Annotated in this window: 16 protein-coding genes; 7 read left to right on the forward strand and 9 right to left on the reverse strand. The window is 42.3% G+C overall.

Going from position 1 to position 15920, the window contains the following annotated elements:
• Positions 1 to 113 precede the first annotated feature (113 nt).
• The 9 genes from U0035_RS05290 to U0035_RS05330 all read right to left on the reverse strand — a co-directional run bounded on the left by U0035_RS05290 (position 114) and on the right by U0035_RS05330 (position 10217).
• Positions 114 to 3290, reverse strand: a complete 3177-nt coding sequence (locus U0035_RS05290) for an efflux RND transporter permease subunit (RefSeq protein WP_114788991.1) — start codon at positions 3288 to 3290, stop codon at positions 114 to 116.
• 117 nt (positions 3291 to 3407) lie between these two features.
• Positions 3408 to 4475, reverse strand: coding sequence for an efflux RND transporter periplasmic adaptor subunit (locus tag U0035_RS05295; RefSeq protein ID WP_114788992.1), 1068 nt, complete (start codon positions 4473 to 4475; stop codon positions 3408 to 3410).
• Between the two features lie 31 nt (positions 4476 to 4506).
• The gene (locus tag U0035_RS05300) at positions 4507 to 5868 is read right to left on the reverse strand and encodes a TolC family protein (RefSeq protein WP_114788993.1); all 1362 of its coding nucleotides are present in this window, start codon (positions 5866 to 5868) and stop codon (positions 4507 to 4509) included.
• A gap of 9 nt (positions 5869 to 5877) precedes the next feature.
• Positions 5878 to 6504 carry a TetR/AcrR family transcriptional regulator gene (locus U0035_RS05305; protein ID WP_114788994.1) on the reverse strand — a complete coding sequence of 209 codons (627 nt, stop codon included), beginning with the start codon at positions 6502 to 6504 and terminating at the stop codon, positions 5878 to 5880.
• 114 nt (positions 6505 to 6618) lie between these two features.
• The gene (locus tag U0035_RS05310; protein ID WP_114788995.1) at positions 6619 to 7221 is read right to left on the reverse strand and encodes a TetR/AcrR family transcriptional regulator; all 603 of its coding nucleotides are present in this window, start codon (positions 7219 to 7221) and stop codon (positions 6619 to 6621) included.
• A 62-nt stretch (positions 7222 to 7283) separates the two neighbouring features.
• Entirely contained in the window at positions 7284 to 8249 is a 966-nt protein-coding gene (locus U0035_RS05315; protein WP_114788996.1) for a bile acid:sodium symporter family protein, read from the reverse strand.
• A 42-nt stretch (positions 8250 to 8291) separates the two neighbouring features.
• Complete coding sequence (gene plsX, locus U0035_RS05320; protein WP_114788997.1) at positions 8292 to 9239, reverse strand: phosphate acyltransferase PlsX; 948 nt, start codon at positions 9237 to 9239, stop codon at positions 8292 to 8294.
• A gap of 188 nt (positions 9240 to 9427) precedes the next feature.
• A complete protein-coding gene (gene rpmF / locus U0035_RS05325; protein ID WP_114788998.1) occupies positions 9428 to 9622 on the reverse strand; it encodes a 50S ribosomal protein L32 in 195 nt (64 codons plus the stop codon).
• A 43-nt stretch (positions 9623 to 9665) separates the two neighbouring features.
• The gene (locus U0035_RS05330) at positions 9666 to 10217 is read right to left on the reverse strand and encodes a YceD family protein (RefSeq protein WP_114788999.1); all 552 of its coding nucleotides are present in this window, start codon (positions 10215 to 10217) and stop codon (positions 9666 to 9668) included.
• Positions 10218 to 10550: 333 nt separating this feature from the next.
• Here U0035_RS05330 and miaB point away from each other — a divergent pair, with 333 nt between their 5' ends.
• The 7 genes from miaB to secG are packed head-to-tail and all read left to right on the forward strand — an operon-like array spanning position 10551 to position 15801.
• Positions 10551 to 11975 carry a tRNA (N6-isopentenyl adenosine(37)-C2)-methylthiotransferase MiaB gene (gene miaB, locus U0035_RS05335; protein ID WP_114789000.1) on the forward strand — a complete coding sequence of 475 codons (1425 nt, stop codon included), beginning with the start codon at positions 10551 to 10553 and terminating at the stop codon, positions 11973 to 11975.
• Between the two features lie 23 nt (positions 11976 to 11998).
• Complete coding sequence (locus U0035_RS05340; RefSeq protein WP_114789001.1) at positions 11999 to 12316, forward strand: nucleotidyltransferase family protein; 318 nt, start codon at positions 11999 to 12001, stop codon at positions 12314 to 12316.
• Entirely contained in the window at positions 12306 to 12674 is a 369-nt protein-coding gene (locus U0035_RS05345; protein WP_114789002.1) for a HepT-like ribonuclease domain-containing protein, read from the forward strand. Before U0035_RS05340 ends, U0035_RS05345 begins: the two co-directional genes overlap by 11 nt.
• Before the next feature lie 16 nt (positions 12675 to 12690).
• Positions 12691 to 13962 carry a sigma-54 interaction domain-containing protein gene (locus U0035_RS05350; RefSeq protein ID WP_114789003.1) on the forward strand — a complete coding sequence of 424 codons (1272 nt, stop codon included), beginning with the start codon at positions 12691 to 12693 and terminating at the stop codon, positions 13960 to 13962.
• Positions 13943 to 14479 (forward strand): LPS assembly lipoprotein LptE, encoded by a 537-nt coding sequence (gene lptE / locus U0035_RS05355; protein ID WP_114789004.1) that lies wholly within the window; start codon positions 13943 to 13945, stop codon positions 14477 to 14479. The genes U0035_RS05350 and lptE overlap by 20 nt, the downstream gene beginning before the upstream one ends.
• 9 nt (positions 14480 to 14488) lie before the next feature.
• Positions 14489 to 15427: a DUF8458 domain-containing protein gene (locus tag U0035_RS05360; RefSeq protein WP_114789005.1), complete on the forward strand. Its 939-nt coding sequence runs from the start codon at positions 14489 to 14491 to the stop codon at positions 15425 to 15427.
• Positions 15428 to 15429: 2 nt separating this feature from the next.
• Positions 15430 to 15801, forward strand: a complete 372-nt coding sequence (gene secG, locus U0035_RS05365; protein ID WP_114789006.1) for a preprotein translocase subunit SecG — start codon at positions 15430 to 15432, stop codon at positions 15799 to 15801.
• The last annotated feature ends 119 nt before the right edge of the window (positions 15802 to 15920 follow it).

Here is a 15920-nt window from a genome sequence, read left to right on the forward strand (position 1 = left end):
ATCGTGTTTAAAGGTATCACCATTTATTACAATTCTGAAAAAGTTTATCCAAAAGAAATGCCGCATCTTTTTACAGATACGGCATTACTCCATCAAAACCTAACCATCAAAACTTATAAATGCGTGGGTGTAAAACCGTCTTCACTCAACGCTCTGTGTTCATAATTGGCTACCATCAGTTCTTCAATAGATTCCTGTTTTTTATTTTTATTGAATCGCGCGATCAGCTTGTCAAAAATGGCGTACATCACGGGAACTACGATCAGCGTCAGGAACAACGAACTCAATAAACCTCCGATAATAACCCAGGCCAACCCGTTCTTCCATTCCGCACCCGCACCACTGGCCAATGCAATTGGTAACATACCAATCACCATGGCAATCGTGGTCATCAGGATGGGTCTTAACCTGGCATGGTTCGCCTGTATCAGCGCGTTGTAGGTAGTTTCACCTTCTGCTTTTCGCTGATTGGTAAAGTCTACCAGGATAATCGCATTCTTGGCCACCAAACCAATCAACATGATCAAACCCAATATGGTAAATATATTTAAAGAGTTATTGGTGAGCGCCAGCGCCAGCAATGCACCTATAATGGATAAAGGGATAGAGAACAATACCACAAACGGGTATACAAAACTATCATACAAAGCCACCATGATTAAGTACACCAATACAATGGCAATCAACAATGCGATACCCAGGGTACCAAAACCTTCACTTTGATTTTCCATATCGCCACCCCAGATATAGTTGACTCCCGTAGGTTTTTGGATATCTTCTATAGCAACACCCCACTCCGCGGCAATAGTACCGGTAGGACGGCCAACAGATTGCGCCTGCACAGTAACTGAAGTACTTTTATCTCTTCTTTCCAGCATACTCGGTCCTGAACTTTCTCTTACTGTAGCGAATTGAGATAACCGTATCTGCTCTCCCCTTTCATTCATAAACAAAAGGTTGTTAACATCGGTAATGCTCTTACGATTGAAAGCACCATAGCGCATATTAATATCATATTCATATTCACCCGCACGGTACTTTCCATCGGTATTTCCGCTAAAAGCCGTTTGCATAGTAGCACCTACGGTTTGAAGACTCAGGCCTAATGCAGCCATTTTATCCCTATCCACCTGCACATTGATCTCGGGGTTCCCGGTCTCTACCGATAATTTAATTTCAGTAGCACCTTTGATACCGGCCAGTTTATCCTTGGCCGCATTGGCGAAACGCATCACACTATCCAGGTTAGGGCCTGTTACCACGAGGCCTAAAGGCGCGTTTTCCGCAGAGCCCAAAATACTTACGGGTACTGTTTTTACTTTGGCTCCTACCAGTATCTTTTCGAGCTCCCTCTTTGTTTTAGCAGCGTATACATTAGCGTCATCCTCCCTGTCTTTTTTCTCCACCAAACGCACGCTGATCTCCGACTTATAAGCCGTAGCCTGTGATGCCCCCATACCATCACTACTCTGACCAACTGTTGTAATCAGGTTGGTTACTTCAGGTTTGGTTTTCAGAAATGCTTCTGCTCTTTGGGTCATCTGGTTGGTTTGTTCGATTGAAACATCTTTCGGCATTTCTATCTGCACCAGGAACTCGCCCCTGTCACTTTTAGGAAAGAAATCCGTACCCACAAAACCTGCTCCGATCATGGAGAAAGATGTGATCAGCAGTACAAATACTGCAACCAATGTGGTTTTCTTGTATTTCAAACTCCATTTCAAAATACCGGTGATAGCATCGGTGAATTTGTTCAAGCCTCTTTCAAAGCTCAGTATTATTTTACCAAACCAGCTTTTCCCCGTGATGTGCTCCAGCTTACCAAAACGGGAGCTTAACAAGGGTACAATGGTGAAGGAAGATAATAAGGACAGTACTGTAGCCAAAGCTACCGTTACACAAAACTCTCTCAAAATATCCGACACCAATCCTGTACTTATGGCTATAGGAATAAACACCACCACAATTACTAATGTAATGGCAGTAACCGTAAAACCAATTTCTTTGGTGGCGTCAAATGCAGCCCTCACTTTGTTTTTCCCCATCTCCATGTGGCGGTAAATATTCTCTAATACCACAATGGCATCATCAACCAATATACCTACCACTAATGAAAGACCGAGTAATGACATCAGGTTTAAAGAATAGCCCAGCAGGCTCATACCTATAAATGTTGCAATTAAAGAGGCAGGTATGGCCACCATCACAATCAGTGCGTTTCTGATACTATGCAGGAAAAACAACATTACCACGGCTACCAGGATGATCGCCAGGATCAGGTCATGTATTACCGCATCGGCAGATTCTAACGTATAAACAGAAGCATCATTGGCGATGGTTAACTGCAAACCCGAAGAGGCATATTCTGATTGCAGCCGGTTTACAATGGCCTGCACCCCTTCGCTCACACTAACACCATTGGCATCCGATTGCTTCAACACCTGTAACGCGATTGATGATTCATTATTTACCCTCGCCAGCTTTTCTACATCTTTCTGGGCATCCTGAACATCAGCCACATCAGCTAAACGTACCTGTCCGCCGGTAGCAGAAGTTTTTACCACCAGGTTTCTTAATTCATCAATTGTTTTAAATTTACCGGCTAGGCGGATCAGGATATCCTGATCTCTTGTTTGTACGCTACCCGTCGGGAAATCAAGATTAGCTGCCAGTACCGCCTGCTGCACCTGCAATACGGAAAGACCATTAGCTTCCAGTTTTGCGGCATTAAAGCTTACCTGTATCTCCCGCTCCTGCCCACCAATAAGGTTTACCTGAGCTACACCGGGCACACGGGAAATAACCGGCCCGATCCGCTTATCCATCAGGTCGAAGAAACTCGCCTCATCGAGTTTCGCAGTAGCTGATAGAGTAACCACCGGCAGATCATCTAATGAAAACTTGTTCAGAGACGGAGGATCTACATCATCAGGAAGATCTTTTAATATCGCGTTTACTTTTCTTTGCGCATCATTTAAGGCATAGTCCACATCGGTACCACTATTTAAAGTAATAATAACTGTAGACAAACTTTCATAAGACTTTACATCTATCTTTTTAATGTTTTCCATAGAAGATACCGCATCTTCTATTTTTCTCGACACCGTATTCTCCACTTCGCTCGGCGATGCGCCGGGGTAGATCGTAGTAACAGAAACTACCGATGGACTAAACTTGGGCAGTAGTTCGTAATTAAGCGTTGTGTAACTGAGAATACCTCCCAGGGTGAGTATTGTAAACAATACTATGACCAGTGAGGGCCGTTTAATGGATAATTCAGCAATTTTCATTTATAGTATTTTATAGGATTTAATATCCTTTGTTCTTAGTAAATCATTGGACTATAACATCCGGAACCAGCTGTATAGTGAACCATTTATCCTATCGCATAAATAGCCTCTGGCCCCTTATTTGATGATTGATACAGGACTTCCATTCACCAAATTGATTTGGCCTGTAACAATTACCTGCTCATTAACTGCCAGTCCTTCCAGCACTTCTACTTTATCTCCGAAGATCCTGCCCGCTACTACTTTACGTAATACAGCTTTTCCTTCTTTTACTGTAAATATTTCGTTGCTGCTAACACTGCCTACAAATGCAGCTCTCGGTATCAGTATGGCAGGCGCCTGTTGTGCAAATACAAAATGAGCCGATCCATACATACCAGCCTTTAAAGATTGACCTGCATTATTAGCGATCGCAATCTTTACCGGGAAATTCAGGTTGGCATCTGCTTTAGGCGCAATAAATTCTATTTTACCTACAAATTTTTTATCGGGGAATACGCTTGCCGCAATGTCCACCACATCACCAATATGCAGATTAGCTACCTGTTGTTCAGAAACAGCTACGTCCAATGTCAGTTTAGATACATCAACAATTTCAAATAACTGTGTTCCCGGAGACAAAACGGAGCCTGGTTCAATCATACGTTTGTTCACAATACCATTAATAGAGGCCCTGATGTTGGCATCCGTTACTTTTATACGGGCCTGTCTTACTCTTGCTGCTGCGTTCTTTAAAGACAGTTCAGCCTGGTCTACCTGCTGCTGCGTAACCCCACCTGTTTTCAAAGCGCTCTCATAACGTTCTTTATCTTTCAATGCATTCTGATACACTTCATTGGCGTTCTGTACATCTACATCCAGGTTATCCGTTTTAATAACGGCCAGGGTTTGCCCCTTTCTTACATAACTACCTTCATCTACCAGCACGCTGATCACACGACCTGCAGTCTCAGCAGCAAAATTGATCTCCTGACCGGCTGCGAATATGCCGTTGGCATTAAAATCGATATTCAGGTCTGCTGTTTTCACCGTGTCGATCTTTACAGCTATTGCACTGTTCGCTTCCGCTACCACAGCAGTTTTGGCTTCATTTTTCTTTTTATTATTGGTTAATACATAAGCAATCAATGCCAGTATACCCACAACAGCCAGGATGGTAATAATGATTCTTGTACTCTTTTTCATCTGTTCGTTTATTTTATATTTTGTTTGATGGTTAATTCATGAGGGTCTTTAACATCCCTTTCGATTTGATCAGTTGTATCTCAGCTACGCGGTAGTTCAACATAGCCGCTACATGATTATTCTGGGCTTCAGACAAAGCATTTTGAGCGTCCAGCAAATCGGTAAGTGGAGCAAGCCCTAACTGATAATTACTTCTGGTGTTATCAAGCACTTTCTGAGCAAGCTCTACATTTATTTTTTGGTTGTTCAGTATAATGATATTATTCTTTATCTGCGTTTTGGCATTTTCGTAAGACAGGTCAATACTATTTTTTGTCTTAGTCCTGTCCTCCCTTAATCTTTTCAGCTCTACATTAGCCTGGTTGATCCTGGCTTTGGTGGCATGCCCGTTAAAGATGGGTATTTTCAGGTTTAACCCGATGGCCGCCACATCAAACGAATTGCCATTGCGACCCGCGCCTATAGGGAAGCGATTCGATAAGCTCTGATAACTATAGTTACTGGTTAAAGAAAGTGTAGGATAATACTCGGCTACAATAGATTTCTTCTGATACTCCAGGAGCTCTTCCTGCTTGTTCAACACCCTGATCTCTGTGCGATTGTTAGCATTCAAGCTATCGGGCAGGTCCAGTTGAAATACTGCTATATCCAGTTGTTCAGGATCCTCAATCACAACGGGCTGCGTAACCGGCATACCGATATAAAACTTCAACTGGTTTTCGTATTGAGTAACCGCATTGAGCAACTGTTGCCGTTGACTTTGCAGATTCGATAACTGAACGGTTACACGATCTACATCTATCTGTTTACCCAGTCCGCTCTCAAACTGACCTTTTATAATATTATAGGCTTTTTGAGTAGTGCTGATATTGCTGTCGACATTGGCGATCTGCTGGCGCTGCACAAATACCTGGTAATAGCTGGTAGCCACCTGTTCTAATACCTGCTCTTCGGTGAGCTGGTTATTTAAGGTGTAAAATTCCTTGGTAGTTTTAGCAGCCTTCAACCCTGTAAATACCGATTGGTCAAAAAGATTTTGGGTAAGATTCACGCCCACGTTGGCGTTCCATTTTTGCCCAAAAGCGATCAGCATATCCTGTCCCGGGTTGGATGGGTTCAATGCCCCTGGCAACACACTTTGCTGTAGTAACGGGTTATAATTCAATTGCCCTGATCCACTGATCTGGGGCAGCGCCCTTGATCGAACCTCATCTATTTTGTACTGGGCATTCTCCAGATCGAGCCGAGCTTTGCGCGCATCCGTATAATGCTGAACGGCGTAATTTAAAGCCTCTTTAAGAGTTAATGCCTCTCCGGTCTGAGCCATGACGCTGCCTGTAACAATGCTCATAACCAGTGAAAGCCATAACGGTTTTAGATTTTTCTTGAACATATTTGATGATTAAACTTGTACGGTTGTTGAATATTGATTTAAATGTTGGGTGGCCAGGTCTTCTCCCTGGTGCGTGGTTATCCCATACAGCAGGCAGGCCACCAGTTGTTGCTGCACATCTTTACCGGAATGCTGATGCCCCAGCAGCGTAATATCTTTATTATAAGCCATTAACTGGTTTAAAGACAGGTGTGCGATGATATTACTGTTTACATCTTCTTTATACAAACCACAGCCTTTTCCTCTTTCGATATTGTAGGAAAGGATCACCGGCAGAAACTGGGTTCTGAAAAGGCGTAGCTCGCTGTAGACTTCTACATTGTCCTGTTTGAGTTGACGTATTACGGCCGGCGGGAAGAATGCAGAAAACTTTAATATCAACTTCGACACGTTCAAAAATTCTGCTACCGCATCATTTGCCTGGTCTAATACCTGCCGGATCTTTACCTCTACATGATTGATTAAGCGGTGGTATAAAGTCTCGATCAGATCCGCTTTGTTTTCAAAATATTTATACAATGTTTTTTTAGAAACACCGGAAGAAGCAGCCACATCATCCATCGTAGTGGTTCTGGGCCCATACTCCGAAAAAAGAAACAAAGCCTTTTTTAATATTTTATTTCTGCTTGCTGACATATTTGTTTGACTTTTTTGTCAATTACTAAACATAAAAAAATGATTAGGGCTGAAGAACGATCCAAATACTAACATAAATGTTTGACAATATTGTTAATAACGGGTCAAAAAAAATTACTTCAGGAAAAGCGTTTTTAAAATTGCAGCTTCCCGGTCAGCCATGATTGCATCAAATTCCTTTTTGGTAACGGGTAAAGTACGCTCCAGAAGCGGACGCATAATAATAGGGTACGAAATAAGTGAAGCCATATTCAATAAAAAATGTACAGGATTCATGGTTACAATATTGCCTGCTTTCATTTCTTTTTTTATCTCCTTTAAAAAGCCTTCGATCTTTTCATACTCGGGGTTCTTGCCTTCTATTAATGAATCCAGTTCCTTGGGATCGATGATCTGGGATAACAAATAGCTGTCTAAAAAAGGATACTTCAGCCCCTGTTCCATCCAGATATTGATAAGGTGCTTCATTTTCTGTTTAAAAGAAAGCTCGGGGTGATCCATTTCCTCCATTTTTTTATGGAACTCGTTCCTGCCATCTTCCATCACCTTCTTAAAAAGCTGATCTTTTGAGCGAAAATAATAATGCACCAAAGTCCGGTTCACCCCTGCAGCATCTGCGATCTCCTGGGTAGTAGCATTAAACCTTCCTTCTGTAAAAAATATCTTTTTTGCAGTTTCCTTAATCAGATCTTCGGTGGCGCTATCTTTCTTAGACATAATGTTTGACAAAATTGTTAAACAAAGTTACAGCTATTCAATTCAAAAAAACAAGTTAAAAACTAAATTTCTTTTTCCTGAGCCATTTTAGATGCGATAACGCTTACTATAAAGATCTGTATGGCATGAAAAAGCATCAGTGGCAAAAGGATCAGCCCTGCAGGCATCGAAGCCGGAAACAACACTTTGGAGAAAACAGTGCCATGCACCAACGATTTTTTGGTACCACAAAACCGTGCGGTGATGGTATCTTCCCGGTTAAATCCCAACCGGCGTGCCATTAAACCGATGACCCAGTAAATGCCGTAAAAAAGTAATACTACCGCCAGCGCCATCAACAGCAGGTCCAATACATCAACCGAACTGAATATATTTTTCTCGAATGATTCGGCAAAGCTTTTATAAACGATCAGCAACACAATTGTTTTATCAAACAAGGTAAGGTATTTACCGTATCGTACGGTATAAGCATGTCCCAACCTCTGCAGAGCCAAACCCAGTACTACCGGCAATAATATTTCGGTTAATAGCTTCAGGTAAATATGGCCCAGGTCAAAATCAGCTGCGGTCTGCTCTAAGAATAATCCTACCCAAAGCGGCGTGATAGCAATACCTATCAAACCGGAGATACTGGCATTAAAGATAGCGGCCGGTATATTGCCCTTTGCTATGGAAACCATCACTACAGATGAAGAAACCGTGGACGGTAAGGCGGCCAGGAAAAGAAAAGCCAGCCAGACGGAAAAATGAGTTTCCTTGAAAAACGGGTAAGCAATAATAACAATAGCAGGAAATAAAAGATAGGTAGATGCCTGTATCAGCACATGAAGCTTCCAGTTCTTAAGACCCGATTTAATTTTTTCAGGGCTGAGCTTTAAACCATAGAAGAAAAAGATAAGCGATACCCCAATACTGCTGATGGCATCAAGAGGTATCTTACTCTGCCCGCTTCCGGGTTCCCGAAAAAAGTAAGCGATAATTACTACTGCAATTATCGCCAATACAAATTTATCTATTTTAAATTTCACGATACTTATTCATGGCCGCCTCAGCAGGCTATAAAAGAATAACTATATTCCGCTAATCGCCTCTTTTACTTTGCCCAGTACATTGGTGTTCAGCATACGCACAGCTACATCTATCATATTACCAAAGGCGGTGCCGTGCGAAATTCCATGACCGATAATTACCGGCTTCTCCACTCCCAGGACCGGGGTTCCGCCATAAATTTCAAAATTGAAGCGGTTCAAATAAGGATTGTCGATCTGTTGATTCTGGGCAATATCGTAAACAGATTCGGCCAGCTTTAAAATAACGTTACCGGTAAATCCTTCACAAACCATTACATCAGCCTTATCTCCAAACACATCACGTCCTTCTACATTACCAATAAAATGTATGGCTTTATTTTCTTTTAAAAGCGGGTAAGCTGCCTGTGCCAGTATATTACCTTTCCCTTCTTCTTCACCTACGTTGATCAGCCCCACTTTGGGTTGCTCCACACCATATATGTATTGGCTGAAAACGGACCCCATAACCGCGAACTGGTTGAGCTGCTCAGGTTTGCAGTCGGCATTCAACCCAACGTCCACCAACAAACCGGTTCCTCCATCCTGCTTGGGAATAACAGAAGAAATAGTGGGTCTTAATACACCTTCGACTGTTTTAATACTGAACATAGCCCCTACCAGCATAGCGCCCGTATTCCCTGCGCTGATAAAAGCATCAATTTTACCTGTAGCCAGGTATTTAAAACCCACGGAAATGGATGAATTTTGTTTTTCTTTCAAAGCCCTGGTGGGATGCTCATTCATCTCAATGATCTCAGTGGTAGGTATTACCTGGTATTTCTCCTGCGGAACGCCCTGTTCAGCCAGCAAGGCGCTCAGTTGCAACTCATCTCCAAACAGCACCAATGATAATCCGTCAAAATCATGCGCCAGCAAATATTGCTTTACGCCTTTTACTGCTTCCAAAGGTGCAAAATCACCTCCCATCATGTCTAATCCGATATTCATCCGCAGATTTTTTGCTTTTCAATTGGGGAAATCCCCTTTTACTTCAACCCTCAGTATACCAGCATCCTGTGTCGAAAGTACTGCATACACTCCGTATCGGCTAAAATAAAAAAATTCCAGATACATCAGCCAATGAATAGCCGGTATGTACATGGAATTCCGAAAAAAATAATATAGAACTAAAGATACTAAGCCTTTGAAGGTGCTGTTTCAGCTACCACTTTACCTTTGTAAATCAACTTTCCTTCGCTCACGTGCGCACGGTGACGTACATGGATCTCGCCAGTAGTTGCATCTGTAGTTAAAGTTTGTGCAGTAGCTTTATAGTGTGTTCTACGTTTTGCGCTTCTTTGCTGGCTGTGCCTGCGTTTAGGATTTGGCATAACTCTTTATTTATATGCGTTAAAAATTCTGTTTATCTAAAAATCAATCTTTTTTGTTTTTGAACTGGTCCAATCCTTTCCAGATCGGGTTTACGTCCGGTTTTGCAGGTTTGTCTCCCTCTAATTTATCCAACATTTTCAGCGCTTCCTGGTTGCATTGCGGTCCATCGGCATTATCATACCCACATGTTTTATGCATCGGGATGCTCAGGTTAATGAACTCGTATATCCAGTTTTCTACATTAAGGTGACTTTCGCCACGGCCGATGTAGAAAACATCCGGGTCCCCCTCTTCATCATTCATCAACTCCGGTTCTTCTACCATCTTTACGGTGATGTTGAATTCGTCCCAGAGGTCGAGTTTTAAATCATTGTTACAACGGTCGCAGGTTACCATTAAATCGCCACCAATTTCAAACTTCAACTGCATAAAACTGCTTTTTTTGTCCAAAAGCAATTTTACCTGTGCGTGGCAATTGGTAAAATCCTGTTGCTGAAATGTCTCAAAGAACTTGTCCAAGATTTCGTAGTTAAACTCATGAACACCAGGCTTTAACCCCACAAATGCAATATCGTATTCTCTCCTGTTCATCATAAAGACTACTTACCTCGAAATTAGAGCGTGCAAATGTACGAAGATTTTTGTAAAAAAGCAGGTTTCTTTTCAATATTATTTTAGGCTGTCAGCTTCAGTGCCCCTCTGAGCAACAGTTCCGGCTGCTCCAGGCTCCGCTTTGCTCCGGCCCTGCGGGCCATGCCTTTCACATCCGGCAGCTTCTCAACAATTTAACTATTCCAATCTTTTGCAGGCGCGTATAAAAAGACAGTTTTATACATTTCATTTTTTAACGTTTCACCCTGTCATCCTGTCATAAAGCTACTAAAATTCGCCTATCTTTGCACGCTTGAAACTAATAAAAAGAAATTAATGCTTGATTTGGTAGCGAATAAAACGCATGATGAACAACGGCAGGGAGAAAGTTATGCTCCTTTTTCGGTGGACCCTAATGAGTATCAAAAGAAATTCTATATCGAAAGCTATGGCTGCGCAATGAACTTTGCCGACAGTGAAGTAGTGGCATCTATTTTAAACAAAGAAGGTTTTGGCGCTACGCGAAATGTGGAAGAAGCCAACCTTATTTTTATTAATACCTGCTCTATACGCGAAAAAGCAGAGCAAACAGTTCGCAAGCGCCTGACAGAATTCAGGAAGCTGAAGGCCCGTAACCCCGGCACGCTGGTGGGCGTATTGGGTTGCATGGCAGAGCGTTTAAAATCCAAGTTTTTAGAAGAAGAAAAACTGGTAGATATTGTAGTAGGCCCTGATGCTTACCGCAGCCTGCCCAGGCTGGTAGATGAAGCGGCAGACGGGCACAGAAGCATTGACGTATTGCTCAGTCGCGAAGAAACTTATGCCGACATTGCACCTGTTCGTTTAAACACCAATGGGGTATCTGCTTTTGTGAGCATTATGCGCGGTTGTAACAATATGTGCTCTTTTTGTGTTGTGCCCTTTACAAGAGGCCGTGAACGCAGTCGCGATGCGGAAAGCATTATTAATGAGTGTAAGGACCTGTTTGAGAATGGCTACCGCGAGGTAACCCTGCTGGGACAAAATGTTGATAGCTATTATTACAATGCAGAAAGTAATAGCACCGAACATGCCGTAACTTTTGCACAATTATTGGAAAAAGTGGCACTGATCTCTCCTTTGCTCAGGGTTCGTTTTTCTACCTCCCACCCTAAAGATATTACCAGTGATGTGCTGCGTACCATGGCCGCTCACGAAAACATCTGTAAATGTATCCACCTTCCGGTGCAAAGTGGTTCTACACGCGTTTTACAGCTCATGAACCGTACTTATACACGTGAATGGTATATGATGAAGGTGGATGAGATCAGGGCTATTTTGCCTGACTGCAGTCTTACTTCGGACATGATTGCAGGCTTCTGTACGGAAACAGAGGAAGAGCACCAGGAAACCCTTTCTATCATGGATTATACCAGATACGACTATAGCTATATGTTCTTTTACAGCGAACGCCCGGGCACATTGGCACAACGCCGTTATAAAGACGATATTCCGGTGGAAGTGAAGAAGCGCAGGCTGCAGGAGATCATCGAAAAACAAAATGAATTATCACGCATTAATTTTGCGCAGGACCTTGGTAAAACGTTTAAAGTGCTGATTGATGGAGACAGCAAGCGCAGCGCTGATGATTGGGTAGGACGTACCTCGCAAAATAAGGTTGTGATCTTCCCTAAAAACAATATGGACTTGCAAAAAGGTGATTATGTGGAAGTAAAAGTGAACAATTGCACACAAGCTACCCTGTTTGGAGAGATTATATAGCTATTTCATAAAATTCTGAATTTATGATACCAGTTGTAAAAGAAAATATTAACGCGTTACGGGAAGTCTGCAGGAACTTATCGGTTAGTAAGTTATACCTTTTCGGCAGTGCTGCACGTGAAAGCGACTTCAATGAATTGAGTGATATCGATTTTCTTTTCCGATTCGAAAGCGACGCAGAACATATGAAAAGTGAAATAAAACCAGACTATCTAAATTTACTTTTTCAATTGGAAAGCGTGCTGAAAAGGAAAGTTGATCTGGTTTGGATAGATGGTATCACAAATCCATATTTTATTCAATCAGTAAAAAAGGATTTAACACCTATATATGGAGCTTGAAGTACTAAAATATCTACATGACATTTTAGAAAGCATTGAACGATTGCTTACCTACTCATCTCAAATAGACAAAGTAGAGCAGATTCAAAAAAGCGATATGCTAAAGGATGCTATTGAACGAAGATTAAGTGTTATAGGAGAAGCTCTCTATAAAGCTAATAAAATCAATAAAGACATTCCAATAACCAACAAAAATAAAATCATCTCATTACGACATATTATTGTGCATGATTATGACAGTGTGAATCCTGCCGGTTTGTTTATTATTTTAAAAGACCACCTGGCATTACTGCATGAAGAGGTTAAACATATATTAGAACAATTTCCTCCCGAAAAAAACATCAGCCTGGATATTTAAAAGACCTTAAAAATAAATGGATTTACAATCAATAAAAAACCGCTTTGGCATTATTGGCAACTCGCCTGAGCTCAACTATGCGTTGCAGGTGGCAGCACAGGTCTCCAATACCGACCTTACTGTTTTAATTATAGGAGACAGTGGCGTAGGTAAAGAAGCGTTTTCTTCTATCATACACTCCTTATCATCGCGTAAACACAACCCGTTTATTGCCGTTAACTGCGGCGCTATACCCGAGGGCACCATCGACTCTGAATTATTCGGCCACGAAAAAGGTTCTTTCACCGGAGCTGTGGATGCCCGGAAAGGCTATTTTGAAACCGTAAACGGCGGTACCATTTTCCTGGATGAAATTGGTGAAATGCCTTTAGGTACACAGGCCCGTTTATTACGGGTACTGGAAGCCGGAGAGTATATACGCGTAGGATCAAGCAAAGTGCAAAAAACGGATGTGCGGGTTATAGCAGCTACCAATAAAGACCTCCTGCAGCTGGTGCAACAAAATAAGTTCAGGGAAGACCTTTACTACCGTTTAAGCACAGTGCCTATCAGGGTGCCCTCACTTACTCATCGTAAAGAAGATATTGTGCTGCTGTTCAGGAAATTTGCAGCCGACTTTGCAGACAAGTACAAAACACAATCGGTACAGCTGGACGAAGAGGCAAAAAACCTGTTGCTTACTTATCCCTGGCCCGGTAATGTGCGTGAATTAAAGAATATTGCAGAGCAGATCTCCGTATTGTCGCCTGAAAAAAATATCAGCTCGAGGGAACTCAGCCGATACCTGCAGCCTTACTCAAATAACAGGTTGCCAGCCGTTGTGGTAGGCGGACAAAACCAGCAGGAATTTCAAAACGAGAGGGAGATACTCTACAAGCTTTTCTTCGATATGAAGAAGGACGTGAATGAGTTAAAGAAGATGTTCCTGGAAGTATTACAAAACCCTTCTATTGCTGAGCAAAACCCTTCGTTTATCAACGACCTTAAAGACCTGAAGACGGGTCCTGACAATTTCCAGCAATTACCAACGTCTTTGCAGATTGAGCTACCCAATAGTATTCCCGTATCAGCACAACAACCGATGCCCATTCATATTGGTATGGATAATGGCATTCATGATCATGAAGAAGTAGAGGAAAGTCTGAACATTATGGATAAGGAAAAGGAGCTGATCATTAAAGCCTTAAAGAAACATAAAAGCAAGAGAAAAGATGCTGCATTGGACCTGGGCATCAGTGAACGTACACTTTACAGAAAACTAAAAGAATATGACATTGAAGAGTTATAAAGGACTATTTGTTTTCCTTTCCGTTATTGCAGTTTTCTTCCTGGCCTTCACACAAAGCAGTTGCAAAGTGCGTTACGGGTTCCAGGATGCCAAGTCCATCCCGGATTCACTGCAATACGTGAAGATCAACCCCATGACAAACAGCGCTTCCTATGTTAACCCCAGGCTGGCGCCTGAACTTACCGACAGGCTGATACAAAAAGTGATGCGTCAAACCAAATTGCAGTTGACAAGAGGAGATGACGCTCAGTGGGTTATTGATAGCAAAATCACCAGCTACTCTTTTTCTACTTCGGGTGTTTCTAACCAACAGGTCAACTCTAACCGTTTAAATGTGGGTGTCAACATTATAATAAGAGACAACAAGACACAAAAAGTTATTGGTAAATATGATGTAAGCACACCTTTTGATTATGCGGGAACCCTGAGTTTACAACAGGCAGAACAGGGCTTACTGGACCAAATGCTGCGGGATATACCCGACGCCCTTTTTAATAGAATTTTCTCCAACTGGTAAGCAGCGCGTATGAACAGTTTTATTAACACTTTATCAGACACGGTTTTATCCAAAAAACTGGAGTACTGCGATCTTGCAGAGCTTCAAAGACTTTCGGAAACACATCCCTATTCGTCGGCGATTCAATTACTGTATGTTCAAAAGCTGCAGGCTACCGGTAACGCTGATTATCAGAAACAGTTGCAAAAAACTTTATTATACTATAACAACCCTCTTTTCATTAAATATTTAATAGAAACGGAGGAGCAACCTGCGGTTCAGCCGGTTTATATAGCAACTGTTTCAGGAGAGGATACTGCTCCGGCAGAAACGGATAGTGTCGACGGGGATATTCAGACAGAAGCCGCCGTCGAAACGCAACCGGCGGTGTCTGAAGAACCCGTAGCATTGGCAACAACGGCATCGGTACAGGAAGCAGAAGAGCACCTGCCCCTTTCGACACAACAACAGGCGACTACAGGTGGTGATGAGCCGGACCTGCCGGAAGAAGCAAATGCAGAACCCATAGAGCTGGAAGAAGACGCTACGCTCCCGCCCCTGCCGGAATTTAAGTTTGAACCCATTGATCCGGCTAAAGCAGAATTGTCATTCACGCCCTATCATACCATTGATTATTTCGCTGCCCAGGGTATTAAATTAGGAGAGGAACAAAACTCAGCAGACCGGTTTGGCACTCAATTAAAGAGTTTCACGGCCTGGCTCAAGCAAATGAAACGTTTACCGGGCGCCACAGCCAAGGGGAATATCAGCATTACCGAGGAAAAAAGTATTGAGCAAATGGCAGCGCAGTCGCTCCGCGGCGAAAACGCTGATACTGAAGCAATGGCACAGGTTTGGGCCCAACAGGGCAATCCAAAAAAAGCCATCGAGATCTATAAGAAATTAAGTTTGCAAATTCCCGCTAAAAGCGCTTATTTTGCAGCGAAAATAGACCATTTAAAAAAATAGACATGACCATTTTATTTGTAATACTCATTATACTTGTTGCCGTGATCCTGGGATTCTTCGTTTTGATACAGAATCCTAAAGGTGGTGGGTTATCGGGCAATTTTGCAGGTGTGAGCAGCCAGTTTATGGGTGTAAAACAAACCAATGATATTCTGGAAAGAGGCACCTGGATATTTGCCGTTCTGATCGGTGTATTGAGCCTGTTATCTACTTTCTTTATTTCCGGTTCTAATACCGGTACAGATGGCAGATTACAGGATATCGGAAATGCCCCCATTCAGCAACCCGCTACAAAACCAGTTACTCCGCTGAATACAGTGCCGGCAACAACAGCACCTGCTACTACAGCACCTGCTGCAGACTCTGGCAAATAATACAGACCGCCAATTTCTACATAAATAATTTCTAAAACCTGTAAAGATTATGAATCCTTACAGGTTTTTTCATTTTCGCCTCTACCCTTTTTGTGTTATTTTCACCCCGTTAAATCGCT

The sequence above is a fragment of the Niabella yanshanensis genome, assembly GCF_034424215.1.
In the GTDB taxonomy this organism is placed as follows: Bacteria; Bacteroidota; Bacteroidia; order Chitinophagales; family Chitinophagaceae; genus Niabella; species Niabella yanshanensis.

What these genes read in the sequence shown, in the direction of transcription:
- U0035_RS05290 (WP_114788991.1), bottom strand. Translation starts at nt 3,290, where the DNA reads ATGAAAATTGCTGAATTATCCATTAAACGGCCCTCACTGGTCATAGTA.
- U0035_RS05295 (WP_114788992.1), bottom strand. Translation starts at nt 4,475, where the DNA reads ATGAAAAAGAGTACAAGAATCATTATTACCATCCTGGCTGTTGTGGGT.
- U0035_RS05300 (WP_114788993.1), bottom strand. Translation starts at nt 5,868, where the DNA reads ATGTTCAAGAAAAATCTAAAACCGTTATGGCTTTCACTGGTTATGAGC.
- U0035_RS05305 (WP_114788994.1), bottom strand. Translation starts at nt 6,504, where the DNA reads ATGTCAGCAAGCAGAAATAAAATATTAAAAAAGGCTTTGTTTCTTTTT.
- U0035_RS05310 (WP_114788995.1), bottom strand. Translation starts at nt 7,221, where the DNA reads ATGTCTAAGAAAGATAGCGCCACCGAAGATCTGATTAAGGAAACTGCA.
- plsX (WP_114788997.1), bottom strand. Translation starts at nt 9,239, where the DNA reads ATGAATATCGGATTAGACATGATGGGAGGTGATTTTGCACCTTTGGAA.
- rpmF (WP_114788998.1), bottom strand. Translation starts at nt 9,622, where the DNA reads ATGCCAAATCCTAAACGCAGGCACAGCCAGCAAAGAAGCGCAAAACGT.
- U0035_RS05330 (WP_114788999.1), bottom strand. Translation starts at nt 10,217, where the DNA reads ATGATGAACAGGAGAGAATACGATATTGCATTTGTGGGGTTAAAGCCT.
- miaB (WP_114789000.1), top strand. Translation starts at nt 10,551, where the DNA reads ATGCTTGATTTGGTAGCGAATAAAACGCATGATGAACAACGGCAGGGA.
- U0035_RS05340 (WP_114789001.1), top strand. Translation starts at nt 11,999, where the DNA reads ATGATACCAGTTGTAAAAGAAAATATTAACGCGTTACGGGAAGTCTGC.
- U0035_RS05345 (WP_114789002.1), top strand. Translation starts at nt 12,306, where the DNA reads ATGGAGCTTGAAGTACTAAAATATCTACATGACATTTTAGAAAGCATT.
- U0035_RS05350 (WP_114789003.1), top strand. Translation starts at nt 12,691, where the DNA reads ATGGATTTACAATCAATAAAAAACCGCTTTGGCATTATTGGCAACTCG.
- lptE (WP_114789004.1), top strand. Translation starts at nt 13,943, where the DNA reads ATGACATTGAAGAGTTATAAAGGACTATTTGTTTTCCTTTCCGTTATT.
- U0035_RS05360 (WP_114789005.1), top strand. Translation starts at nt 14,489, where the DNA reads ATGAACAGTTTTATTAACACTTTATCAGACACGGTTTTATCCAAAAAA.
- secG (WP_114789006.1), top strand. Translation starts at nt 15,430, where the DNA reads ATGACCATTTTATTTGTAATACTCATTATACTTGTTGCCGTGATCCTG.